25 protein-coding genes, 1 pseudogene and 1 riboswitch are annotated in these 21,809 nt (G+C 69.6%); of the genes and pseudogenes, 13 read left to right on the top strand and 13 right to left on the bottom strand.

What is annotated here, in order from left to right:
* Nucleotides 1–25: 25 nt before the first annotated feature.
* Together dtd and GTO19_RS10990 are read right to left on the bottom strand one after the other, a co-directional pair.
* Nucleotides 26–469 carry a D-aminoacyl-tRNA deacylase gene (gene dtd, locus GTO19_RS10995; protein WP_291020972.1) on the bottom strand — a complete coding sequence of 148 codons (444 nt, stop codon included), beginning with the start codon at nucleotides 467–469 and terminating at the stop codon, nucleotides 26–28.
* Nucleotides 466–1,389: a cation diffusion facilitator family transporter gene (locus GTO19_RS10990; protein ID WP_291020971.1), complete on the bottom strand. Its 924-nt coding sequence runs from the start codon at nucleotides 1,387–1,389 to the stop codon at nucleotides 466–468. The genes dtd and GTO19_RS10990 overlap by 4 nt, the downstream gene beginning before the upstream one ends.
* 53 nt (nucleotides 1,390–1,442) lie before the next feature.
* Here GTO19_RS10990 and GTO19_RS10985 point away from each other — a divergent pair, with 53 nt between their 5' ends.
* The 4 genes from GTO19_RS10985 to GTO19_RS10970 all read left to right on the top strand — a co-directional run bounded on the left by GTO19_RS10985 (nucleotide 1,443) and on the right by GTO19_RS10970 (nucleotide 4,829).
* A complete protein-coding gene (locus tag GTO19_RS10985) occupies nucleotides 1,443–2,900 on the top strand; it encodes an ATP-binding protein (protein ID WP_291020970.1) in 1,458 nt (485 codons plus the stop codon).
* On the top strand, nucleotides 2,897–3,535 hold the full coding sequence (locus tag GTO19_RS10980; RefSeq protein ID WP_291020969.1) for a response regulator: 639 nt from the start codon (nucleotides 2,897–2,899) through the stop codon (nucleotides 3,533–3,535). The genes GTO19_RS10985 and GTO19_RS10980 overlap by 4 nt, the downstream gene beginning before the upstream one ends.
* Nucleotides 3,536–3,642: 107 nt before the next feature.
* Nucleotides 3,643–4,146: a heme-binding protein gene (locus tag GTO19_RS10975; protein ID WP_291020968.1), complete on the top strand. Its 504-nt coding sequence runs from the start codon at nucleotides 3,643–3,645 to the stop codon at nucleotides 4,144–4,146.
* On the top strand, nucleotides 4,143–4,829 hold the full coding sequence (locus GTO19_RS10970) for an ankyrin repeat domain-containing protein (RefSeq protein ID WP_291020967.1): 687 nt from the start codon (nucleotides 4,143–4,145) through the stop codon (nucleotides 4,827–4,829). The genes GTO19_RS10975 and GTO19_RS10970 overlap by 4 nt, the downstream gene beginning before the upstream one ends.
* Before the next feature lie 19 nt (nucleotides 4,830–4,848).
* Here the strand turns inward: GTO19_RS10970 and tyrS are convergent, their stop codons facing one another.
* Nucleotides 4,849–6,111 carry a tyrosine--tRNA ligase gene (tyrS, locus tag GTO19_RS10965; protein ID WP_291020966.1) on the bottom strand — a complete coding sequence of 421 codons (1,263 nt, stop codon included), beginning with the start codon at nucleotides 6,109–6,111 and terminating at the stop codon, nucleotides 4,849–4,851.
* 206 nt (nucleotides 6,112–6,317) lie between these two features.
* On the opposite strand from tyrS, the gene GTO19_RS10960 reads away from it, so the two are divergent.
* Nucleotides 6,318–7,721 carry a M23 family metallopeptidase gene (locus tag GTO19_RS10960; protein WP_291020965.1) on the top strand — a complete coding sequence of 468 codons (1,404 nt, stop codon included), beginning with the start codon at nucleotides 6,318–6,320 and terminating at the stop codon, nucleotides 7,719–7,721.
* Nucleotides 7,722–7,801: 80 nt separating this feature from the next.
* On the opposite strand, the gene erpA is transcribed toward GTO19_RS10960, so the two are convergent.
* The 5 genes from erpA to rplM form a co-directional block, all read right to left on the bottom strand.
* Nucleotides 7,802–8,167, bottom strand: a complete 366-nt coding sequence (gene erpA, locus GTO19_RS10955) for an iron-sulfur cluster insertion protein ErpA (RefSeq protein WP_291020964.1) — start codon at nucleotides 8,165–8,167, stop codon at nucleotides 7,802–7,804.
* A gap of 76 nt (nucleotides 8,168–8,243) precedes the next feature.
* Nucleotides 8,244–8,645 carry a polymer-forming cytoskeletal protein gene (locus GTO19_RS10950; protein WP_291020963.1) on the bottom strand — a complete coding sequence of 134 codons (402 nt, stop codon included), beginning with the start codon at nucleotides 8,643–8,645 and terminating at the stop codon, nucleotides 8,244–8,246.
* Between the two features lie 25 nt (nucleotides 8,646–8,670).
* Nucleotides 8,671–9,375, bottom strand: coding sequence for a DUF6776 family protein (locus GTO19_RS10945; protein ID WP_291020962.1), 705 nt, complete (start codon nucleotides 9,373–9,375; stop codon nucleotides 8,671–8,673).
* A gap of 101 nt (nucleotides 9,376–9,476) precedes the next feature.
* Nucleotides 9,477–9,869 carry a 30S ribosomal protein S9 gene (gene rpsI / locus GTO19_RS10940; protein WP_291020961.1) on the bottom strand — a complete coding sequence of 131 codons (393 nt, stop codon included), beginning with the start codon at nucleotides 9,867–9,869 and terminating at the stop codon, nucleotides 9,477–9,479.
* A 10-nt stretch (nucleotides 9,870–9,879) separates the two neighbouring features.
* The gene (rplM, locus tag GTO19_RS10935; RefSeq protein WP_009516680.1) at nucleotides 9,880–10,311 is read right to left on the bottom strand and encodes a 50S ribosomal protein L13; all 432 of its coding nucleotides are present in this window, start codon (nucleotides 10,309–10,311) and stop codon (nucleotides 9,880–9,882) included.
* A gap of 175 nt (nucleotides 10,312–10,486) precedes the next feature.
* Between rplM and GTO19_RS10930 the strand changes: the two genes are divergently transcribed.
* Nucleotides 10,487–11,404 (top strand): 23S rRNA (adenine(2030)-N(6))-methyltransferase RlmJ, encoded by a 918-nt coding sequence (locus GTO19_RS10930; RefSeq protein ID WP_291020960.1) that lies wholly within the window; start codon nucleotides 10,487–10,489, stop codon nucleotides 11,402–11,404.
* A gap of 12 nt (nucleotides 11,405–11,416) precedes the next feature.
* Here the strand turns inward: GTO19_RS10930 and GTO19_RS10925 are convergent, their stop codons facing one another.
* Nucleotides 11,417–11,971, bottom strand: coding sequence for a CAP domain-containing protein (locus GTO19_RS10925; protein WP_291020959.1), 555 nt, complete (start codon nucleotides 11,969–11,971; stop codon nucleotides 11,417–11,419).
* A gap of 166 nt (nucleotides 11,972–12,137) precedes the next feature.
* Here GTO19_RS10925 and paaA point away from each other — a divergent pair, with 166 nt between their 5' ends.
* Genes paaA through GTO19_RS10900 form a run of 5 tightly spaced genes read left to right on the top strand, consistent with a single transcriptional unit; the run spans nucleotide 12,138 to nucleotide 15,948 of the window.
* Nucleotides 12,138–13,127: a 1,2-phenylacetyl-CoA epoxidase subunit PaaA gene (gene paaA, locus GTO19_RS10920; RefSeq protein WP_291020991.1), complete on the top strand. Its 990-nt coding sequence runs from the start codon at nucleotides 12,138–12,140 to the stop codon at nucleotides 13,125–13,127.
* Nucleotides 13,128–13,185: 58 nt separating this feature from the next.
* Nucleotides 13,186–13,482: a 1,2-phenylacetyl-CoA epoxidase subunit PaaB gene (gene paaB / locus GTO19_RS10915; protein WP_009516676.1), complete on the top strand. Its 297-nt coding sequence runs from the start codon at nucleotides 13,186–13,188 to the stop codon at nucleotides 13,480–13,482.
* Entirely contained in the window at nucleotides 13,482–14,321 is an 840-nt protein-coding gene (paaC, locus tag GTO19_RS10910) for a 1,2-phenylacetyl-CoA epoxidase subunit PaaC (RefSeq protein WP_291020958.1), read from the top strand. The genes paaB and paaC overlap by 1 nt, the downstream gene beginning before the upstream one ends.
* Nucleotides 14,321–14,839: a 1,2-phenylacetyl-CoA epoxidase subunit PaaD gene (gene paaD / locus GTO19_RS10905; RefSeq protein ID WP_291020957.1), complete on the top strand. Its 519-nt coding sequence runs from the start codon at nucleotides 14,321–14,323 to the stop codon at nucleotides 14,837–14,839. Before paaC ends, paaD begins: the two co-directional genes overlap by 1 nt.
* Before the next feature lie 2 nt (nucleotides 14,840–14,841).
* Nucleotides 14,842–15,948: a 2Fe-2S iron-sulfur cluster-binding protein gene (locus GTO19_RS10900; RefSeq protein ID WP_291020956.1), complete on the top strand. Its 1,107-nt coding sequence runs from the start codon at nucleotides 14,842–14,844 to the stop codon at nucleotides 15,946–15,948.
* Nucleotides 15,949–15,957: 9 nt separating this feature from the next.
* Here the strand turns inward: GTO19_RS10900 and GTO19_RS10895 are convergent.
* From GTO19_RS10895 to ahcY, 4 genes and pseudogenes are all read right to left on the bottom strand, one after another.
* A pseudogene (locus tag GTO19_RS10895) lies at nucleotides 15,958–16,251 on the bottom strand (septal ring lytic transglycosylase RlpA family protein); the annotation flags it as partial.
* Between the two features lie 138 nt (nucleotides 16,252–16,389).
* On the bottom strand, nucleotides 16,390–17,220 hold the full coding sequence (gene metF / locus GTO19_RS10890; RefSeq protein WP_291020955.1) for a methylenetetrahydrofolate reductase [NAD(P)H]: 831 nt from the start codon (nucleotides 17,218–17,220) through the stop codon (nucleotides 16,390–16,392).
* On the bottom strand, nucleotides 17,217–17,972 hold the full coding sequence (locus GTO19_RS10885; RefSeq protein ID WP_291020954.1) for a TlyA family RNA methyltransferase: 756 nt from the start codon (nucleotides 17,970–17,972) through the stop codon (nucleotides 17,217–17,219). The genes metF and GTO19_RS10885 overlap by 4 nt, the downstream gene beginning before the upstream one ends.
* Nucleotides 17,973–18,074: 102 nt before the next feature.
* Complete coding sequence (gene ahcY, locus GTO19_RS10880) at nucleotides 18,075–19,505, bottom strand: adenosylhomocysteinase (protein ID WP_291020953.1); 1,431 nt, start codon at nucleotides 19,503–19,505, stop codon at nucleotides 18,075–18,077.
* Nucleotides 19,506–19,570: 65 nt separating this feature from the next.
* A riboswitch (S-adenosyl-L-homocysteine riboswitch) is annotated at nucleotides 19,571–19,662 on the bottom strand.
* A 93-nt stretch (nucleotides 19,663–19,755) separates the two neighbouring features.
* On the opposite strand from ahcY, the gene GTO19_RS10875 reads away from it, so the two are divergent.
* Nucleotides 19,756–20,556 carry an HAD-IIB family hydrolase gene (locus tag GTO19_RS10875; protein ID WP_291020952.1) on the top strand — a complete coding sequence of 267 codons (801 nt, stop codon included), beginning with the start codon at nucleotides 19,756–19,758 and terminating at the stop codon, nucleotides 20,554–20,556.
* On the top strand, nucleotides 20,553–21,776 hold the full coding sequence (locus GTO19_RS10870) for an MFS transporter (protein ID WP_291020951.1): 1,224 nt from the start codon (nucleotides 20,553–20,555) through the stop codon (nucleotides 21,774–21,776). The genes GTO19_RS10875 and GTO19_RS10870 overlap by 4 nt, the downstream gene beginning before the upstream one ends.
* Nucleotides 21,777–21,809: the final 33 nt, after the last annotated feature.

Below are 21,809 nucleotides of genomic sequence, written 5' to 3'. Positions count from 1 at the left end.
TTCCTCCTGATGGCGCGCCGGTGCGTCAGGCCGTCAAGCGCATGGGGATCGTCACCGGCCCGTCGTTGACCAGGTGCACCTGCATGTCGGCGCCGAAGCGGCCGGTGGCCACCTGAGGGTGCGCCGCGCGCGCCGCCGCCACGAAGGCATCGTAGAGCGATTCGCCGAGCGCGGGCGGCGCCGCGCCGGTGAAGCCGGGGCGGTTGCCGCCGGTGGTGTCGGCCGCCAGGGTGAACTGGCTGACGATCAGCAGGCCGCCGCCCACGTCCTGCACGCTGCGGTTCATCTTGCCCGCGTCGTCCGCAAAGATGCGCAGCTTCAAGACCTTGTTGAGCAGCTTCAGGCCCAGGGCCTCGGTGTCGGCCGGTTCGGCGCACACCAGCACCAGCAGGCCGGGGCCGATGGCGCCGACGGTCTCGCCGGCGATGTCCACGCGGGCCTGGCTCACACGTTGCAGCAGGGCAATCACGTCGGTTCCTCTTCGTCTTGTTCGATGGCCAGGGCCTCGACATCGGTCGGCAGCAGCTGGATGGTGGCGCGCAGGCCGGGCACGGCCTGCATGAGTGCCTGCTCCACCTCGGCGCGCAGCGCAGCGGCGCGGCCCAGCGGCCAGGCAGCGGGCAGGTGCATGTGCAGGTCCACGAAGCGGCGCTGGCCGGCCTTGCGTGTGCTGATGTGGTCGAAGCGGGCGGCCGCGAAGCCCGCCAGCGTGCGCTCGATGGTGGCCTGCAGCGCGGGGTCGAGCGCCTCGTCCATGAGGCCTTGCGCGGCCCGCCAGACCAGGCGCAGGCCTTCGCGCAGGATGTTCAGCGCCACCAGGATGGCGACGACCGGGTCGAGCCACAGCCAGCCCGAAAAACCCACGAGCGCGATGCCCACCAGCACACCGACAGAGGTCCAGACGTCGGTGAACAGGTGGCGCGCGTCGCCTTCCAGCGCGGCCGACCGGTGCCGGCGCGAGGCACGCAGCATCACCGTGGCCAGCGCGCCGTTGAGGGCGGTGCTCAACAGCGTCAGCAAGAGGCCCAGGTCGAGTTGCTGCAGCGGCTGGGGGTGGATCAGGCGGCCGGCGGCGGCCACGATGATGGCGAAGGCCGCGACCACGATGAGCACGCCCTCGAAGCCCGAGGAAAAGTATTCGGCCTTGTGGTGTCCGTAGGGGTGGTCCGCATCGGCGGGGCGCGCGGCAATGGTGACCATCAGCAGACCGAAACTGGCCCCGGCGAGGTTGACCAGCGCCTCCAGCGCATCGGACAGCAAGCCGACCGAGCCGGTGAGCCACCAGGCCGCGGTCTTGAGGCCGATGGTGAGCAGGGCCACGGCGATGGAGGCCTGCAGCAGGCGGTGCGGCGTGAGTCGGTCGAGCCAGGTGATCGTCACCCGCGGCATTGTGGCGCAGGGCAGGCGGCCGGCGGATGACGAGACGTTGCAGAATCGCCGCCATGCAACGCTCCTGGACGTCCCGCCTGGGCTGGACCGCGGCAGGCCTTGTCCTGTCGCTGCTCGGCGCGTGGCTCATCGCGCAGCGCGGGCTGGAGGCACAGCGCACCGCCTTCGAGACCGACGCGCGCATCGTGCATCGGCTGCTGAGCCAGCAGGTGGTCCAGCACGACGCGGTGCTCTCGACGCTGGCCCTGCTCGAGCCCGAGCGCACCGAGGCGCTGCCGCGTTTGAGCGCCATCCACCCCCGACTCTTGAGCGTGCTGGCGCGCGCCCCCGGTGGCGCCTGGGCCGACGCGGCGCTGGCACGCGCCGAGTCGACCTCGCGCACGAGTGGCCGTGCGGTCATGGCCGAGGGCGATCTGGCCAGCGGCCGCTACACGCTGGTGCTGGGTGCGGGTGACGGCGCCTACGCCCTGGTGATCGCGCTCAAGGGCCTGGTGCCCGACGCCGACTGGCCCATGCACCGCGCGAGCAGCCCGGTGCGCGTGGCCCTGGAGTGGAAAGGACAGTCGCTCCCCCTGCAAGCGGGTCGCCCGCTCGATCGCGGCTGGCGATTCGATTTCGACAAGGTGGTGGCGGCCGAGAGCCAGCCCTTTCACGCGGCGGCCACGCGCTGGGTCGGCTGGGGCGAACTGCCCTGGCTCGGCATGGCCGCCTGGGTGGTGGCCGTGCTGACCGGCCTGGCCTTGCTGGCGCACGCGCTGCGCCTGCGCGAAGCGCGCCAGCGCGCCGAGGCCTTGCTGCGCCTGGGCCAGCTCGGCCGGCTCAACGCCATGGGCGAGTTCGCGGCCGGCCTGGCACACGAGCTGAACCAGCCCCTCACTGCCGTGCTGGCCAGCACCCAGGCCGCGCAGCGCCTGTTGGCCGACGAGCCGCCCGCGCTGGACACCGCGCGCGAGGCCATGGGCCGCGCCGGCGCGCAGGCGCGGCGTGCGGCCGAGGTGCTGGCGCGGCTGCGCCGCGGGCTCGAGCCGCCGGCCGGAGCGGCGGCGAGCCTGTCGCTCGACCTCGGCGCCTGCCTGCGCGAGGCCCTGCACCTGCTGCAGCCCGAGATCGACCGGCGCGGCGTGGCCGTTCGCTGGCCCGCGAACGAGGCCGTGGTGGTGCGGGCCGATCCGGTCGCGATCGATCAGATCGTGCACAACCTGATCGCCAACGCGCTGCAAGCGATGGACCGCCAGGCCGATGGTCCACGCGAGTTGCGCCTGTCGGTACGCCGCGAGGGCGATCGCGCCGTGCTCGACGTGGCCGACACCGGCCCGGGCCTGCCGCCCGACGTGCTGCCGCGCCTGTTCGAGCCCTTCTTCAGCACCCGCGAGGGTGGCCTCGGCCTGGGTCTCACGCTGAGCGAATCGCTCGCGCAGGCGCAGGGCGGGCGGCTGAGCGCGGGCGCTGCGCCGGGCGGCGGTGCGCTGTTCTCGCTGAACCTGCCGATCGCCACCGACACGCCACCATGAACACCGCCAGTGACGCCCTTTCCCCCACCGTGCACCTCATCGATGACGACGAGGCGGTGCGCGAGAGCCTGGCCCTGCTGATCGGCACGGTGGGCCTGCGCGTGGTCGCCTGGGCCGACCCGCGCGCCTTTCTGGCGGGCTTCGAGCGCGAGGGCATCGGCGCCATCGTGCTCGACGTGCGCATGCCCGGCATCAGCGGCCTGAGCGTGCTCGACACCCTGGCGGCCGAGGGCGTGGACCAGCCGGTGATCATGCTCACCGGCCACGGCACGGTGGAGATGTGCCGCCGCGCCTTCAAGGCCGGCGCGGCCGAGTTCCTGGAAAAGCCGGTGGACGACGAGGCCCTGATCGAGGCCCTGCAGCAGGCCGTGCGCCAGCACGCGCAACTGCGCCAGCACGCGCAGACCGACCGCGCCGCGCGCGAGCGGTTCCAACAGCTCTCGCCGCGCGAACGCGAGGTGCTGGCGCTGATCATCGAGGGCCTGAGCAACAAGGCAATCGCGCGAGCGCTCGATCTGTCGCCGCGCACGGTGGAGACGCACCGCGCGCATGTGTTCGAGAAGCTCGGCGCGGACTCCCTGGCCCAGCTCGTGCGCGGCTACGCGGCGCTGGTGAACGAGCCGGGCACCGCGTAGTTCTACGGAGCCCCGCGCGTAGCCGCGCGAATGGTGCGCGCGGCGCGCGATTCCTACAGTGCGGACACGGTTGATCGAACCGCAACGCCCCCACGGAGACCCGCTTCATGAACACCCCCATTTGCACCACGCTGGCCATCGCGCTGATCGGCGCCAGCGCCCTCGCCCAGGCACAGACCGGTGGCGCCGTCCTCAGCGAGCGCAATGTCTCGCTGGCGCTGGCCAACCAGATCGCCGCCGCCACCGTGGCTGCCTGCAGCGCCAACGGCCACAACGTGACCGCCACCGTGGTCGACCGCGCCGGCAACGTGCGCGCCGTGCAGCGCGCCGACAGCGCCGGCCCGCACACCCTGGAAGCCAGCCGCCTGAAGGCCTACACATCGGCCTCGGCGCGCAACACCACCCTGGCCATGATGGAAGCCTCGCAAAAGAACCCCGCCGCGGCCAACCTGAAGGACATCCCTGGCTACCTGCTGCTCGGCGGCGGTGTGCCGGTGCGCGCGGGCAACGAGGTGATCGGCGCCGTGGGCGTGGGCGGCGCGCCCGGCGGCCACCTGGACGAGCAGTGCGCCATGGCCGCGCTGGAACAGGTGAAGGCGGCCCTGCAATGAAGCGCCGCGCGCTGCTCTTGCTGGCGTTGGCCACCGCGTTCGCGGGCGCCGCGCGGGCCCAGGTGCCGCCCTCGCCAAGCGAGGTCGCGGCCTACCAGGGCCTGCACGCTGCGGCGCAGCGCGGCGATGTGGCCGCCATCGCCCGCCTGCTGCAATCGGGCGCGGCCATCGACGCCACCGACGGTGCCGGCCGCACGCCGCTGCATGTGGCGACGTTCGCGCGCCAGCGCGAGGCGGTGCAGGCGCTGTTGAAGGCCGGCGCGAACCACGGGGCGCTGGAGCATGGCCGTTACGACGCCGTCACCATCGCCTCGGTCGCCGACGACGAGGACACGCTGCGGATCCTGCTCGCCAACGGCGCGAGCGCGAAGCGGGTGACCAGCCGCTACGACGGCACCGCGCTGATCGCGGCCGCGCACCTGGGACACGAGGGCGTGGTGCGTCAGCTCATCGCGGCCGGCGCGCCGCTGGACCACGTGAACAACCTCCACTGGACAGCCGCCATCGAGTCCATCGTGCTCGGCGACGGCGGGCCGCGGCATCAGGCCACGCTCAAGGCCTTGATCGACGCCGGCGCGAACCTGCAACTGGCCGACCGCAGCGGCCACACGCCGCTGGCGCTGGCCCGCGCGCGCGGCTACACCGCCATGGCCGCGATGCTCGAGAAAGCCGGGGCGCGCTGAACCCGGCGCCGGCTCGGCCTCAGCCGAGCGCCACGCGCGCGAACTTGCGCTTGCCCACCTGCACCACGTAGGTGCCTGCGGCCAGCTTCAGTCCCTTGTCGCTCACCACTGCGCCATCGACGCGCACTCCGCCGCCGTCGATGAGGCGGTTGGCCTCGCTGCTCGACGGCGCCAGGCCCGCCGACTTGAGCAGCGCCGCGATGCCCAGCGGCGCGCCCGAGAGCGAGACCTCGGGGATCTCGTCCGGCACGCCGCCCTTGGAGCGGTTGATGAAGTCCTGCTCGGCCGCGTCGGCCGCCGCCGCGCTGTGGAAGCGCGTGGTGATCTCCTTGGCCAGCATCACCTTCGCGTCCTTGGGGTTGCGGCCGGCGGCCACTTCCTTCTTCAGCGCCTCAATGGCGTCCATGGACTGGAAAGACAGCAGCGTGTACCAGCGCCACATCAGCGTGTCGGAGATGCTCAGCACCTTGGCGAACATGCTGTTGGCGTCCTCGGTGATGCCGATGTAGTTGTTCTTCGACTTGGACATCTTGTCCACGCCATCGAGGCCCTCCAGCAAGGGCATGGTCAGGATGCACTGCGGCTCCTGGCCGTACTCGGCCTGCAGGTGGCGGCCCATCAGCAGGTTGAACTTCTGGTCGGTCCCGCCCAGCTCCACGTCGCTCTTGAGCGCCACCGAGTCGTAGCCCTGCATCAGCGGGTACAGGAACTCGTGCACGCTGATGGGCGTGCCGGCGGTGAAGCGCTGGTGGAAATCGTTGCGCTCCATCATGCGCGCGACCGTGTACTTGGCCGCGAGCTGGATCATGCCCATGGAGCCCAGCGGCAGGCTCCATTCGCTGTTGTAGCGAATCTCGGTCTTCGCCGGGTCCAGCACCAGGCTGGCCTGCTTGTAGTAGGTCTCGGCATTGGCCTTGATCTGCTCGGGCGTCAGCGGCGGGCGCGTGCTGTTGCGACCCGAGGGGTCGCCGATCAGGCTGGTGAAGTCGCCAATAAGAAAAATGACTGTATGCCCCAGGTCCTGCAGCTGACGCATCTTGTTGAGCACGACGGTGTGGCCGATGTGGATGTCCGGCGCCGTCGGGTCCAGCCCCAGCTTGATGCGCAACGGGGTGCCGGTGCGCTCGGCACGTGACAATTTTTGCGCCCAGTCCGCCTCGGGGATCAATTCTTCGCAGCCCCGCCGCGTGACCGCCAGGGCGTGCCGCACGCCGTCCGTCAGGGCCTCGCTGCCGCTGGGGGAGCCATCGGTCGGGGATGGGAAAGATAAGCCGTTATTCATACGTGTTTGTTCCGATGGGAGCGCGTCGCCAGCTCGCTACACTTGCCGGTTGTCGCCGGATTTTAGTTGGCGTGCTTTTTGCACAAGCGTTCGGACCAACGTAAAGCCGGCCCGTGGCGTGAACTCTCGCGTCGCTGCCCGCTCACTCCCTGGATGCCGGTGTGTGGCTCCGCTGCCCTCACCGGCCCTTTCATGGATGACCGATCTTGATACGCCAGACCCTGCTCGCCGTGGCCCAGTTGGGCCAACAGACCGCTGAATCCCTCTCCCGCCATCCGCGTCGCATCATGGGTGGCATCGGCGTCCTTCTCCTGGGTACCGGCGTCACCGCCTTCGGCATCGCCCCGCTGGCCCCCGACGCCGCCGACCTGCCGGTGCGCGAAGTGGTCGAAGCCCTTCCGGTGCTCGCCACCCCGCTGTACGCCGCCATTCCCGCCAGCGCCGACCTGCCCCCCGAGGCCCGCCCCGTGCTCGCCGGCGCCCAGCCCTGGACGCTCTACCGCAGCGACACCACACGCGCCGATGACACCCCCCAGTCGCTGCTCCAGCGCCTGGGCGTGAACGACAGCGACGCGCAGGCCTTCCTGGCCCGCAACCCTCTGGCGCGCCAACTGCTGGCCTCGCGCCAGAGCCGCCTGGTGCACGCCGAGTCCACCCCGCAACAGACCTTGCAGCGCCTGTCCGCGCGCTGGGCGGACCCGAAGAACGAGCGCGGATTCCTGCGCCTGGTGGTGGAGCGAGACGCCAATGGCCTGAACGCCCGCCTCGAGCCCGGCGCTCTGCAGTCCACTTCGCGCCTGGCCAGCGGTGAAATCCAGAGCTCCCTCTTCGCCTCCACCGACGCGGCGGGCATTCCCGACGCCGTGGCGGTGCAACTCGCCGAGATGTTCGCCAGCGACATCGACTTCCGCCGCGACTTGCGCAAGGGCGACCGCTTCCAGGTGGTCTACGAGATCCTCAGCGCCGAGGGCGAGCCGATGAAGACCGGCCGCATCCTCTCGGCCCGGTTCGTCAACAACGGCCGCCCGCACGAAGCGGTGTGGTTCGAGGCGCCCGGCGTCAAGGGCGGCTATTACGCCTTCAACGGCGACAGCAAGCGCCGCTACTTCCTGTCCTCGCCGCTGGAGTTCTCGCGCGTGAGCAGCGGCTACGGCATGCGCTTCCACCCCGTGCTCGGCCGCCAGCGCGCGCACCTGGGCGTGGATTACGCCGCGCCCACCGGCACGCCGGTGCGCACCATCGCCGACGGCGTCATCGAATTCGCCGGCGTGCAGCGCGGCTATGGCAACGTCATCTACGTGAGCCACCGAAACAACCAGATGACCGTCTTCGCGCACCTCAGCCGCATCGGCGTGCGCAAGGGCCAGCGCGTGAGCCAGGGCGAGTTCATCGGCAACGTGGGTTCCACTGGCATGTCCACCGGCCCGCACCTGCACTTCGAATTCCGCGACAACGGCGTGCACCGCGACCCGCTGGTGATCGCCCGCCAGAGCGAGGCCATCAAGCTGCCCGAGAACCTGCGCAGCGCCTTCAATCAGGTCGCCCAGGTCCAGCGGCAGGAACTCGCCGCCGCCGGCCGTCTGCAGCAGGCGCTGGCCAGCGCCGACTGAACAGGCCGGGATCGGGTCCCGCCTCAAACAAAAAAGGGAGCCGATGGCTCCCTTTTCACTGGCCGGCGCGCCGGCGGGTTTCAGGTACTGAAGCTCGAACCGCAGCCGCAGGTGGTGGTGGCGTTGGGGTTCTTGATCACGAACTGCGCGCCCTGCAGGTCTTCCTTGTAGTCGATCTCGGCGCCCACCAGGTACTGGTAGCTCATGGCGTCGATCAGCAGGGTGACGCCGTTCTTGCTCATCGCGGTGTCGTCCTCGTTGACGACCTCGTCGAAGGTGAAGCCGTACTGGAAGCCGGAGCAGCCACCGCCTTGCACGAAGACGCGCAGCTTCAGCTCGGGATTGCCCTCTTCGGCCACCAATTCGGCCACCTTGGCGGCGGCGCTGTCGGTGAAGACCAGCGGCGCGGGCATGTCGGTCTGGATGTTCTCGGCCACGGCACTCATGGGTATTCCTCTCGTAGGGACGGGCGGCAAGCCCGCAATACCGCGAATGGTACGGTACGGCGCTCGGGTATGCGCCTCAGCGGTCGTTTGCCGCCAGTTTCAGTGTGGGCTTTTCCTCGGCGCCCTCGCTCGCCACGGGGCGCAACTGTCCCTCGACGGTAGCGCCCTGGTGCATCTCGATCGCGCAGTAGGACACATCGCCCTTGATGTCCGCCTTGGGCTGCAGTTCCAGCAGCTTGCGCGCCAGCACCGGGCCCTTGACGTGGCCGTTGATGATCACGTGATCCGCCTCGATGGAGCCCTGGACCGACGCCACCTCGCTCACGATAAGCAGACTGGCCCCGTCCACCGCCCGCACATTGCCCACCACTTCGCCATCGATGCGAAGCCCTTCGGCGAACAGCAGGTCGCCCTGGATACGGGTGCCCTGCGCGATCAGGCTCTTGATCGGGGGTTGCTTGGCCTTGTTGGCGAACATGCGCATCTCCTGTCGACGCCCCCGATCAGGGATCGAAGGTCTGAACGGACCGCACCGCATTGCCTTGGAGCAGCTTCGCGGTCACGGTTTTTACAACGGCCTGGGCAGGCAGATCAACAACACCTTCCTGCCGCAAATAGCCTTTGACGAGCACCGGCTGAGGCGCTGGTGCGTGCTTGGCCGACCAGGGTTTGCCGGCCAGCGTGCCAGTGAAACTGATCTCCAGCGCACCCTTGAAGTCTGGCGCGTTGCGCGCCGCCTGGATCATCAGAACCTGCCAACGCCACTGTGTGGCCGACAGGCGTTCCGCCTGCAGGCCGCGAATGGCGAGTGCGTCGCCGCCCGCGGGAATCAGCCGCTCGAAGAAGCCGAGGTCATTTCGCAGGGCCTGGTTGTCCGCCTCGAGCTGGCGGATCTGCATGCGCAGTTGCTCCTGCAGCGAACGCTCGGTCGTGAGCCGGCTCTGGGCCGTGTGGTCCTCCGAGCTGAGGGCCGCCAGATCGGCGCGCAAGGTGACCACCTCGGCGCGCAAGCGCTCGAGTTCCTCCCGCGCGTTGCGGTCCAGGCCGGCGATGTCCTTGCCGAATTCGAAGGCCCACAGCGCCAGCGCACCGCACAGGCCCAGCATGACCGCGGCCCCGAGCCAGCGCAGAGGCCAGGGCAGCGCGCTGCGCACCGACATGCGCGGGGCCCCAGCCTTCCAGCGTCGACGTCCGAAGCGCAATCGCATGCAAACCTTTCAAACTGCAAGCAAAAGAAAACGGGGCCCAGAAAGCAGAAACCGCCCCAAGCGGACTTGCAGGCGGTTTCTGGGGGTCGTTCGCGAGGCGATCAGCGCTTGCTGAACTGCTTGCGGCGCCGCGCGGAGCGCAGACCGACTTTCTTGCGTTCGACTTCGCGGGCGTCGCGCGTGACGAAGCCGGCTTGCGACAGCTGCGACTTGAGGCTCGCGTCATAGTCGATCAGCGCGCGGGTGATGCCGTGGCGCACCGCGCCAGCCTGGCCCGATTCACCGCCACCGTGCACGTTGACCTGAACGTCGAAGGTCTCGGCGTTGTCGGTCAGCAGCAGGGGCTGCTTGGCGATCATGATCGAGGTCTCACGGCCAAAGTAGGCGGCGATGTCCTTGCCGTTCACCGTGATCTTGCCGCTGCCCTTCTTGAGGAACACGCGGGCGACGCTGGATTTGCGACGGCCGGTGCCGTTGTTCCATTCACCAATCATTCAGGGCTCCTTAGATGTCCAGCGTTTGCGGCTGTTGGGCGGTGTGCGGGTGCTCCGCGCCGCCGTAGACCTTGAGCTTCTTGATCATGGCGTAGCCCAGAGGACCCTTGGGCAGCATGCCCTTGACGGCCTTCTCGAGCGCGCGGCCGGGGTGCTTGGCCTGCATGTCGCGGAAGTTGGTCGAGTAGATACCGCCCGGGAAGCCCGAGTGGCGGTAGTACATCTTGTCGGTGGACTTCGTGCCGGTCACGCGCAGCTTGGCTGCGTTGATGATGACGATGTAGTCACCCGTGTCGACGTGAGGCGTGTAGATGGCCTTGTGCTTGCCGCGCAGTCGGAGAGCCACTTCACTGGCAACTCGTCCGAGGACCTTGTCGGTCGCGTCAATCACAAACCACTCGTGCTTCACGTCAGCGGGTTTGGCGCTGAACGTTTTGGTCATGTTGAACCTGATAGCGAGGGTTTGGCGGCCCTTTTCCACGGTCGGTGGTTCTCTGGTGGAACCCTCTTAGGTGGTGTTTGAACTTCGCCGCGGGGCCAGCAGAAAACGCTGCGAAGCCCGCGATTGTACGAAATCGGCGCCGGGCGGGCAAATCCGGCGCTACCATCGCCGGCCCATGTTCTCCTACCGCCACGCTTTCCACGCCGGCAATCATGCCGACGTGCTCAAGCACCTCGTGCTGATCGCCACCCTGCGCCACCTGCAGCTCAAGGAGCCGTCGATCACGCATATCGACACGCACGCGGGGGCGGGCCTGTACCGGCTGGACGGCGAATTCGCCGACAAGGGCGGTGAAGCGGCGGACGGGGTGGTGAAACTGTTTGCCGCCTGCCGGCCGGCGTCGGGCGCGCCAGCGGTGGCGACGACGCCGCTGATCGACGATTACCTGGACATGGTGGCGGGCTTCAACCCATCGGGCGCGCTGCGCGTCTACCCGGGTTCGCCGTTCGTGGTCCAGCGCCTCATGCGGGCCGAGTCGCGCGACCGGCTCAAGTTGTTCGAGTTGCACCCCACCGACGGCAAGACCCTCATGGCCAACGTTGGCCAACTCGATGCGGGTCGCGCGGTGGTCGTCAAGCGTGAGGACGGTTTCGAGGGCCTCAAGCCCCTGTTGCCCCCACCCGCCGACGCCAAGGGTTCACGCCGCGCCCTGGTGCTGGTCGATCCGAGTTACGAAATCAAGAGCGACTACGCCAGAGTGAGCGCCTGCATACAAGACGCGCTCCAGCGTTTCGCCACCGGCACCTACATCGTGTGGTACCCGGTGATCCCCCGCGCCGAAGCGCACGACCTGCCGCGCAAACTGCGTGGCCACGCCCAGCGCGCGGGCCGGCCCTGGCTGCACGCCACCCTGGCCATCGGGCATCCGCCGCTGGAGCTGGACGAGCGCCCTGGCCTCACCGCGAGCGGTGTGTTCGTGATCAACCCGCCCCACACGCTGGCGGCCGGACTGAAGGCCGCACTGCCGGTGCTGGTGGACGTGCTGGGCCGTGGCCGCGGGCAAGGCCAGGCCGTCGAGGCCTCGGCGAGCTGAAGCCCGTCTGGCTCAGGGGCGGGCCAGCACCATCGTCCAGTAGGGCGTCTGGCCGCCGCCCTGCCGGCGCACACAGGCCAACCCCACCTGCGTGACCGTGGCCAGCATCAGGTTCTGGCAGTGGCCCGGGCTGTTCATCCAACCGTTGAGCGCGGCGGACAGATCCCCCGGACCGGCCGCGAGGTTTTCTGCCACCACGGTCCAGGCATAGCCTGCGGCCGTCACCCGCCCACCCAGGGTGGCCCCCTGGCTGCCGGTGTGCGAGAAGAAGTTGTTCACCGCCATGTCGGTCGAGTGCGCGCGCGCCGCCTCGGCCAGGCGCGCGTCCCAGGTCACGGCCCCCACCGCGGAAAAATTGGCGGCACCACAGACCTGTGCCACGGACCGCAAGGCATTGATCGCCGGCGCGGCGGTGGTGGCCAAGTCGCCAACCGGGCACGGCTCCACCGGCACAGACGTCTGGGGCGGCGGCGGTGCTGCGCCATCGTCACCACCGCCCCCTCCGCCGCCCCCACAGGCGGCGAGCAGCAAGGGCAGACACAGTGCGACAACGCTGGGCTTGAACATGGCGATTCCAATGCAATGTAGATCTTTAATACTACAAAACAAAGCCGCTCAGCGGTGCAGCAATTGGTGACGAAAATTAACCGACCGACCGGTCGGCTAACTTGATAAACTGCGCCCACCCGAGCCCGCCCGTGAGGAGACCCACGTGTACACCCAATCTTTCAACGTGCCCGATGGCACCACCCCCGGCCCGCAGGCCGTGCCGGCCGTGGCCGACCCCGCCCTGCAGGCGCACTTCGACAGCGTCATCGACGCCGACGGCAAGATCGAACCGCGCGACTGGATGCCCGAGGCCTACCGCAAGACCCTCGTGCGGCAGATCAGCCAGCACGCACACAGCGAGATCGTGGGCATGCTGCCCGAGGGCAACTGGATCACCCGCGCGCCCAGCCTCAAGCGCAAGGCCATATTGCTGGCCAAGGTGCAGGACGAAGGCGGCCATGGCCTGTACCTCTACAGCGCAGCCGAAACGCTGGGCACCAGCCGCGACCAGATGTTCGACGCCCTGCACAGCGGCAAGGCCAAGTACAGCTCGATCTTCAACTACCCCACCCTCACCTGGGCCGACGTCGGCGTGATCGGCTGGCTGGTCGACGGCGCGGCGATCATGAACCAGATCCCCCTGTGCCGCTGCAGCTACGGGCCGTACGCGCGCGCCATGATCCGCGTCTGCAAGGAAGAGAGCTTCCACCAGCGCCAGGGCTACGAGTCCCTGCTGACCATGATGCAGGGCACGCCCGAGCAGAAGGCCATGGTGCAGGACGCGGTGAACCGCTGGTGGTGGAAGTGCCTGGCCATGTTCGGCCCGCCCGACGACAACAGCCCCAACAGCGTGCAGGGCATGCGCTGGGGCATCAAGCGCATCAGCAACGACGCCCTGCGCCAGAAGTTCGTCGACGCCACCGTGCCGCAGGCCGAGGTGCTGGGCGTCACGCTGCCCGACCCCGAACTGAAGTGGAACGAGGCCAAGGGCCAGCACGATTTCGGCGCCATCGACTGGGACGAGTTCTGGCAGGTCGTCAACGGCAACGGCCCCTGCAACAAGGAGCGCCTGGCCACCCGCGTGAAGGCCTGGGACGACGGTGCCTGGGTGCGCGAGGCCGCGCTGACCCACGCGCGCAAGCAAGAACAACGCACGATGAAGGAGGCCGCATGAGCCCGGCACGACCGCCCGAAGGGGCTTGCACCGCAGCGCGCCGCGCGGAGGTTTTCCAATGAACGCGCCGGCATTGAAAGAGTGGCCGCTGTGGGAGGTCTTCGTCCGCAGCAAGCAAGGCCTGGAGCACAAGCACTGCGGCAGCCTGCACGCCAGCGACGCGCGCCATGCGCTGCAGATGGCGCGCGACGTGTACACGCGCCGCCAGGAGGGCGTGAGCATCTGGGTCGTGCCCTCGGCCAGCATCACCGCAAGCGAGCCCGATTCCAAGGACGCCTTCTTCGATCCCGCCGCCGACAAGGTCTACCGCCACCCGACCTTCTACGAGATCCCCGACAAAGTGGGGCACATGTGATGAGCGCCGCGCCCGTCGACTACCTGCTGCACCTGGCCGACAACGCGCTCGTGCTCGGTCAGCGCAACGCCGAGTGGTGCGGCCACGGCCCCATCCTCGAGGAAGACCTGGCCCTGGCCAACCACGCGCTCGACCACCTGGGCCAGGCGCGCCTGCTCTACCAGCACGCGGCCGCGCTCATCAACGCCGACGCCACGCAGACCAAGCGCTTCGGCCACCTGCAGGGCGCGCGCGCCGACGGTGCCGTGACCGAGGACACCCTCGCCTACTTCCGCACCACGCACGAGTTCCGCAACTTCACGCTGCTGGAGCTGCCGCACCACGGCCCGCTCGCCGGCCCCGCGCGCGCCGATCGCGACTTCGCCACCACGACCGTGCGCAACGTGCTGTACGCCGCGCTGATGAACCTGTGGTGGGAGCGCCTGCAAACCAGTGCCGACGCGCAGCTCGCGGGCATCGCGGCCAAGTCGCTGAAAGAGGCGCGCTACCACCTGCGCCATGCGGGCGACTGGTTGATCCGACTGGGCGACGGCACCGACGGGAGCCATGCGCGCGCGCAGGCCGCGCTGGACCACCTGATGCCGCACACGCAGGAGTTCTGGATCGGCGACCAGGCCGAAGCCGCCGCCGTGGCGAACGGCACCGGCGTGGCCCTGGCCGAGTTCAAGCCGGCATGGGACGCGCTGGTGGATGAAGTCCTCGCAGAAGCCACGCTCAAGCGCCCCGCCGGTGGTGGCTACGTGACGCAGGGCCGCCATGGCGTGCACTCCGAGCACATGGGCTTCCTGCTCGCCGAGATGCAGAGCCTGGCGCGCGAACATCCGCAAGCGGTGTGGTGATGGACGCGGTGCGCCACCCTTCGCTGGACGCCGTGCGCGCCGCCATCGCGCACCTGAGCGATCCCGAGATCCCGGTGGTGAGCCTGGCCGAGCTGGGCATCCTGCGTGAGGTGCGCACAGGCGAAGACGGCGTGGCCGAGGTCGTCATCACGCCCACCTACAGCGGCTGCCCCGCCATGGGCCAGATCGAGGACGACATCCGCGCCGCGCTGGATGGCGCGGGACTGGCCGCGCGCGTGACGACGCAGCTCTCGCCCGCCTGGACCACCGACTGGATGACCGCCGAAGCGCGCGAGAAGCTGCTCGCCTACGGCATCGCGCCGCCCAACGGCCGCGCCGCGCACGCCGCCGACAAGGTGGTCAGCTTCGCGCGCCGCGCCGCCACCCAGCCGGTGCCCTGCCCGCGCTGCGGCTCCACGCACACCACCGAAACCTCGCCCTTCGGATCGACCGCGTGCAAGGCACTGTACCGGTGCCTGGACTGCCTCGAGCCTTTCGATCTCTTCAAACCGTATTGACCATGAGCACCAGCCCCCGCGGATTCGTCGATCTGCCCATCGCGCGCGTGAGCCCCGAGGCCGCGGGCTCGGTGGCCGTCACCCTGGCCGTGCCCGCCGAGCAGCGCGGCGCCTTCGCCTTCGAGCCCGGCCAGTTCCTCACCGTGCGCGCGCGCATCGACGGCCAGGAGGTGCGCCGCAGCTACTCCATCAGCAGCCCGCGCAGCATCTACACCAGCAAGGGCGAGCTCACGCTGGGCATCCGCCCGGTGGACGGCGGCGTGTTCAGCAACTGGGCCGCCACACAACTCAAGGCCGGCGACACGCTGCAGGCCATGCCGCCCGATGGCCGCTTCACCGTGCACCGCCCGCGCGCCATCCACCGCGTGGGCTTCGCGGCGGGCTCGGGCATCACGCCCATCCTGTCCATCATGACCAGCACGCTGGAGGAATCGCCCACGGCCAAGTTCACCCTGGTCTACGGCAACCGCCGCATGGCCAGCGTGATGTTCAACGAGGCCCTGCAAGACCTGAAGGACCGCTACCGCGACCGGCTCACGCTGATCCACATCCTCTCGCGCCAGGCGCAGGAGGTGCCGCTGCTCGAAGGCCGCATCGACGGCGACAAGGTGCGCGCCCTCATCGATGCGCTGCTGCCTGTGCCCAGCCTGGACGAGGTCTTCATCTGCGGCCCCGAGGCCATGATCGAGGCCACCGAACAGGCCCTGCTGGGCGCGGGCGTGAAGCCCGAGCGCATTCACACCGAGCGCTTCACCTCGCCCACGCTGGAAGCGATGCCGCGCGCGCAGCGCGCCGGCGTGCAACTGAGCCACGTCGAACGCAGCGAAGGCGAGGTCGCCCTCACCGTGGTGCTCGATGGCAAGCCCCACGAGCTGCGCATGGGCCGCGACGAACGCGTGCTCGACGTCGCGCTGGAAGCGGGCCTGGACCTGCCCTGGTCCTGCCGCGGCGGCGTGTGCTGCACCTGCCGCGCCAAGGTGATGGAAGGCCAGGTGGAGATGGAGCGCAACTTCACGCTCGAACCCTGGGAGATGGAGCAGGGCTTCGTGCTGAGCTGCCAGGCGCGGCCGACCACGGACCGTGTGGTGGTGAGCTACGACGAACGCTGACTCAACGGCTCAATCGGCAGCGTAGAGCACCACCGGCGCCACACCGGCCTGGACGAGGCCGATGCGCTCGGCCGCCGCCCGGCTGAGATCGATGACCCGTCCGGGCCTGAACGGACCCCGGTCGTTGATGCGCACCACCACCGCCTGCCCCGTGGCCGGGTTTTCCACGCGCACGCGCGTCCCGAAGGGCAAGGTCTTGTGCGCCGCGGTCAAGGTGTTCATGTCGAAGACTTCGCCGTTCGCGGTGCGCCGGCCATGGTGCGGCTCGCCGTACCAGGAGGCCAGGCCGCGCCCGATCTCGCGCGCTTCATGGGCGGCCGGCCCGCTGTCGGACGGTGCCTCCGTCCCCCAGCCTTCGCCCGGTGGCCCGCCGCGGCTCGCGCAGCCCGAGAGGGCAACGGCGAGCACGGCAAGGGCGGCGAAACGGGCGAAGGGCATGCGTCAGCTGACGTCGAGGCGGCGCAGGATCTCCAGCGTCGCCGCGCTCTGGTTCATCGTATAGAAGTGCAGGCCCGGCGCGCCGCCGCGACGCAATTGCTCACACAAAGACGTCACCACGTCCAGACCGAAGGACTTGATCGAGGCGGTGTCGTCGCCATAGGCCAGCAGGCGCAGGCGGATCCAGCGGGGGATCTCGGCGCCGCAGGCGTCCGAGAAGCGCATGAGCTGGGTGGAACTGATGATGGGCATGATGCCCGGCACCACAGGAATGTCGGCACCGAGTCGCTTCGCATCGTCCACAAAGCGGAAGTACGCGTCCGCGCTGTAGAAGTACTGCGTGATCGCCGAATGGGCGCCGGCCTTCACCTTGGTCACATAGGCCTTGAGGTCCGCCTCGGGCGACTTCGCCTGCGGGTGCACCTCGGGGTAGGCCGCGACTTCCAGGTGGAAGTCCTCGCCGGTCTCGGCGCGGATGAAGGCCACGAGATCACTCGCGTAGTGGAACTCGCCACCCAGGCCGTAGCCGCTGGGCAGGTCGCCGCGCAGCGCCACCAGGCGCTTGACGCCCATGGCCTTGAGCTGCGCGAGCTGCTCGCGCACGCTGGCGCGCGTGGCGCCGATGCAGGAGAAGTGCGAGGCCGCGTCCACGCCCTCGGCGAGGATCTCGCGCACGGCACCGAAGGTGCCCTCCTGGGTGGAGCCACCGGCGCCGTAGGTCACGGAGCAGAACAGCGGCTGGCGCGCGTAAAGCTGCTGGCGCACGGCGCGCAGCTTCTCGGTGCCTTCGGGCGTCTTGGGCGGAAAGAATTCGAAGCTGAGGGGCAGGTTCATGCCGGTTTCCGAATGAAGACGAAGAACTCGCGGTTGCCATCGCCACCGGCGATGGGGCTGTCGAAATAGTCGCGCACCTCCAGGCCCAGGCCTTGCAGCGCGGTCGTGATGCGCTCGCGCACCATCGCGTAGGACGCGGCGTCCTTCACCAGGCCGCCCTTGCCGATGTGCTCGGGCTGCAGCTCGAACTGCGGCTTCACGAGCACCAGGCCGTGGCCACCGGGCGTGAGCAGCGGCGCCAGCGCGGGCCACACCAGGGTCTGCGAGATGAAGGACAGGTCGCCGACGATCAGATCGAATGGCGGCTCGGCCCCGGCCTCTTGCAGGCGCTGCGCCGTCAAGTCCCGTGCGTTGAGGTGTTCGATCGCGACCACCCGAGGCTCACCGCGCAGGCGCGGGTTGAGTTGCCCGCTGCCGACGTCCACGCCCACCACCTGGGCGGCGCCGCGCTGCAGCAGGCAATCGGTGAAGCCGCCGGTGCTCTGGCCCACATCAAGCGCGCGCAGACCACGCACATCGAACCCGGTGTGCACCAGCGCGCCCTCCAGCTTCAGGCCGCCGCGCGAGACGAAGCGCGTCTCGGCCGTGTCGAGCAGTTCCAGCTCGGCGGTGCCAGGCAACTCGTCGCCGTTCTTGGCCACGGGCTTCCACTCGCCGCCGGCACGCCAGCGCACGCCCGCGGCGATCAGGCGCTGGGCCTGCGAGCGCGACGACGCGAGCCCGCGTTCGACGAGAAGTTGATCAGCACGCATGGTGGAGCGTGGCGGCCCCGTCCAGAGATGCCGCGGAACCGGCTTCGCCGGGCCGCTGGCATCGCCCCCGGAAGGGGGTCGCGCAAAGCGCGGCGGGGGTGATCAATATCTGTACGTATCGGGCTTGTACGGGCCCTGCTTCGGCACGCCGATGTAAGCAGCCTGCTCGTCCGTCAGCTCGGTGAGCTGCGCGCCGACCTTCTTCAGGTGCAGGCGCGCCACCTTTTCGTCCAGGTGCTTGGGCAGCACATAGACCTTGCCCACGTCGTAGCCCTCCGGGTGCGTGAACAGCTCGATCTGCGCGATCGTCTGGTTCGCGAAGCTGGAGGACATGACGAAGCTCGGGTGGCCCGTGGCGCAGCCCAGGTTCACCAGGCGGCCCTTGGCGAGCAGGATGATCTTCTTGCCGTCCGGGAAGATCACGTGGTCCACCTGGGGCTTGATCTCTTCCCACTGGCATTTCTCTTCCAGTTTCGCGACCTGGATCTCGTTGTCGAAGTGGCCGATGTTGCAGACGATGGCCTGGTCCTTCATGGCGGCCATGTGCTCGTCGGTGATGACGTCGCAGTTGCCGGTGGCGGTGACGAAGATGTCGGCCTTGTCGGCGGCGTCTTCCATGGTCACCACGCGGTAGCCCTCCATCGCGGCCTGCAGGGCGCTGATCGGGTCGATCTCGGTGACCCACACCTGCGCCGACAGCGCGCGCAGCGCCTGCGCCGAGCCCTTGCCCACGTCGCCGTAGCCGGCGACCACGGCCACCTTGCCGGCGATCATCACGTCGGTGGCGCGCTTGATGCCGTCCACCAGCGATTCGCGGCAGCCGTACAGGTTGTCGAACTTGGACTTGGTGACCGAGTCGTTCACGTTGATGGCGCGGAACATCAGCGAGCCCTTGACCGACATTTCCTTCAGGCGGTGCACGCCCGTGGTGGTCTCTTCGGTCACACCGATGATCTGGGCGCTCTTGCGGCTGTACCAGCTGCTGTCTTCGGCCAGCTTGGCCTTGATGGCCGCGAACAGGATGCGCTCTTCCTCGCTGCCCGGCTTGGCCAGCACCGACGGGTCCTTCTCGGCCTGCTTGCCCAGGTGCATCAGCAGCGTGGCGTCGCCGCCGTCGTCCAGGATCATGTTGGGGCCTTCGCCCTCGCTGCCTTTGGGGCCGAAGTCGAAGATGCGGTGCGTGTAGTCCCAGTAGTCCACCAGCGTCTCGCCCTTGACGGCGAACACCGGCGTGCCGGCGGCGGCGATGGCGGCGGCCGCGTGGTCCTGCGTGGAGAAGATGTTGCAGGAGGCCCAGCGCACCTCGGCGCCCAGCGCCTGCAGCGTCTCGATGAGCACCGCGGTCTGGATGGTCATGTGCAGCGAGCCGGTGATGCGCGCGCCCTTCAGGGGCTGCCTGGCTGCGTATTCCTCGCGGATGGCCATCAGGCCAGGCATCTCGGTCTCGGCGATGCGGATTTCCTTGCGGCCCCACTCGGCCAGGCCGATGTCGGTGATCACGCAGTCGGTGGTCGGGTTGATTCGTGCATTCATGTGGCGCTCCAGAACATTGAAAGCCACCGCACGGACAGGGAGATGAAGGGACCCATCACACGTGCAGTGGATGAGCGTCGTTGCCGGTTGAAGGGTCCGAGCCTCACGCCCGCGGCCCGCGGTGTGCGGGTGGGGCGCTGCAACGCTCCTCGGATGGGCGCGGATTCTACCCGGGCCAGGTCTCGGGTGGGGGAATCGCCCCGGGGTATCCGACAGGTGCGCCGACCCTGTGAGAAACTGCCGCCCCGCCATGCAACCCACGCCCCTGGCCGACTGGCCCCTGCCCGACGTCGCGCGCATCCACGGCGTGCTCACCGACATCGACGACACCCTCACGGCCGATGGGGCGATCGCGCCCGAGGCCGGGGCCGCGCTGCGCCGCCTGCGCGCGGCCGGCCTGCCGGTGTTCGCCGTCACCGGCCGGCCAGCGGGCTGGAGCGAGCCCTTCGCCCTGGCCTGGCCGATCGACGCCATCGTGGCCGAGAACGGCGCGGTGGCGCTGTGGAACGAGGGCGGGCAACTGCGCAAGGCCTACGCCCAGGACGCGACCACGCGAGCGGCCAACTTCACCCGCCTGCAAGCCGCCGCCGCGCGCGCGCTGCGCGAACTGCCGCACGCGCGCCTGGCCACCGACAGCGCCGGCCGCGAGACCGACATCGCCATCGACCACAGCGAACACGCGCACCTGAGCGAGGCCGACGTCGCGCGGATCGTGGACATCCTGCGCGACGATGGCCTCACCGCCACCGTGAGCTCCATCCACATCAACGGCTGGATCGGCGCGCACGACAAACTCAGCGGCGCGCGCTGGATCGTGCGCGAGCGCCTCGGTCGCGACCTCGACGCCGAGATCGACCGCTGGGTCTACGTGGGCGACTCCACCAACGACGCCGCCATGTTCGCGCGCTTTCCGCACAGCGTGGGCGTGGCCAACATCGCGCGCTTCTGGAATCAGTTGGCGCACCACCCGCGCTACGTGGCGCCGCGCGAGCGCGGCCAGGGTTTCGCCGACGTGGTCGAGGCGGTGCTAGCGGCGCGGGCCACGGCATGAGCGAACGTCCGGTGCCCGCCAGCGGTCGCGCCGCCGCACCAGCCGCCCACGCCCGCCTGGGCCTGGTCGCCATCTTCGGCGCCACCTTCTTCGAGCTCGTGGGCTACTTCATGCTCACGCCCCTGCTGCTGCTGCGCCTGAAGGACGGCGGCGAGTCCACCGCATTGGCCGGCGTGTTCGCGGCCAGCGGCTGGTTCGGCATCTTCCTCATGGTGCCCTTCGCCTCGGCCGTCACGCGCGCGCTGGGCCGCCGGCCCACGCTGTGGCTGTCGGCGCTCGTCCCCACACTCGCCACCATGGGCTTCGCGCTGTCCTCGTGGCTGCCGCTGTGGTTCGGGCTCAAGCTGGTCGCGGGCATGGCCTCGGGCCTGCGCTGGGTGCTGGCGGAGGCGATCGTGGCCGAGTTCGCGCCGACCGCGCAACGCGGGCGCTACGTGGGCCTGTTCGAAACCCTGGTGGGCGTCACCTTCGTCGTCGGCCCGCTGCTGCTGGCCTGGGTCGGCCCTCAGAGCGACGCCGCCATCTGGCTCGCCTTCGGCTGCATGGCCATCGGCCTGGGCTGGAGCCTGCTGATCCCGCGCGTGCCGCCCGCGGCCGACGCGCAGGAGGCCCGCGTGGGCCTGGGCGGCGTGTGGCACGCACTGACCGCGCACCCGCTGATCATGACGGTGGGCTTCGTCGGTGGCTTCTTCGAAAGCGGGCTCACGTCCATCCTGCCGCTCTACGGCCTGGCGCTGGGCCTGGGCGCGGTGGTGGCGGCGCTGCTGGTGTCGGCCAGCGGCCTGGGCAGCGCGCTCATGATGCTGCCCGCCGGCGTGCTGGCCGACCGCATGGCCCATCACCCGCAACAGCGCTGGGGCGACCAGCGCGCCGCGCGATCGACGCTCATGCGCGGCTGCGCCTGGGTCACGCTGCTGGGCACCTTGTTGATCCCCTTCGTCGCGGGCACGCCTTGGCTGGCCGCGCCGGTGGCGTTCGTGTGGGGCGGCGCGGGCGGCTGCCTCTACACGCTCGCGATGATCGACATCGGCTCGCGCGAGCGGGGCATCACCCTGGTGAACAGCACCGCCGTGCTGGTGATGAGCTACACCCTGGGCGGGGTGCTGGCGCCCGCGCTGGGCGCGGCGGCGCTGCAGTGGTCGCCGGCGCTGGGCTTTCCGGCGCTGCTGGTGGGCGTGGCGGCAATGGGGGTATGGTTGCTGCGGCGCCGGGAACCCTGAGGCCCGCTTCGCGCTCCCACCCGCACACCGCAA

The sequence above is a fragment of the Hydrogenophaga sp. genome (assembly GCF_011772445.1).
GTDB lineage: Bacteria > Pseudomonadota > Gammaproteobacteria > Burkholderiales > Burkholderiaceae_C > Hydrogenophaga.
Note: the sequence above shows the minus strand (reverse complement) of the source record. Positions and strands in the feature narration are given on the sequence as shown.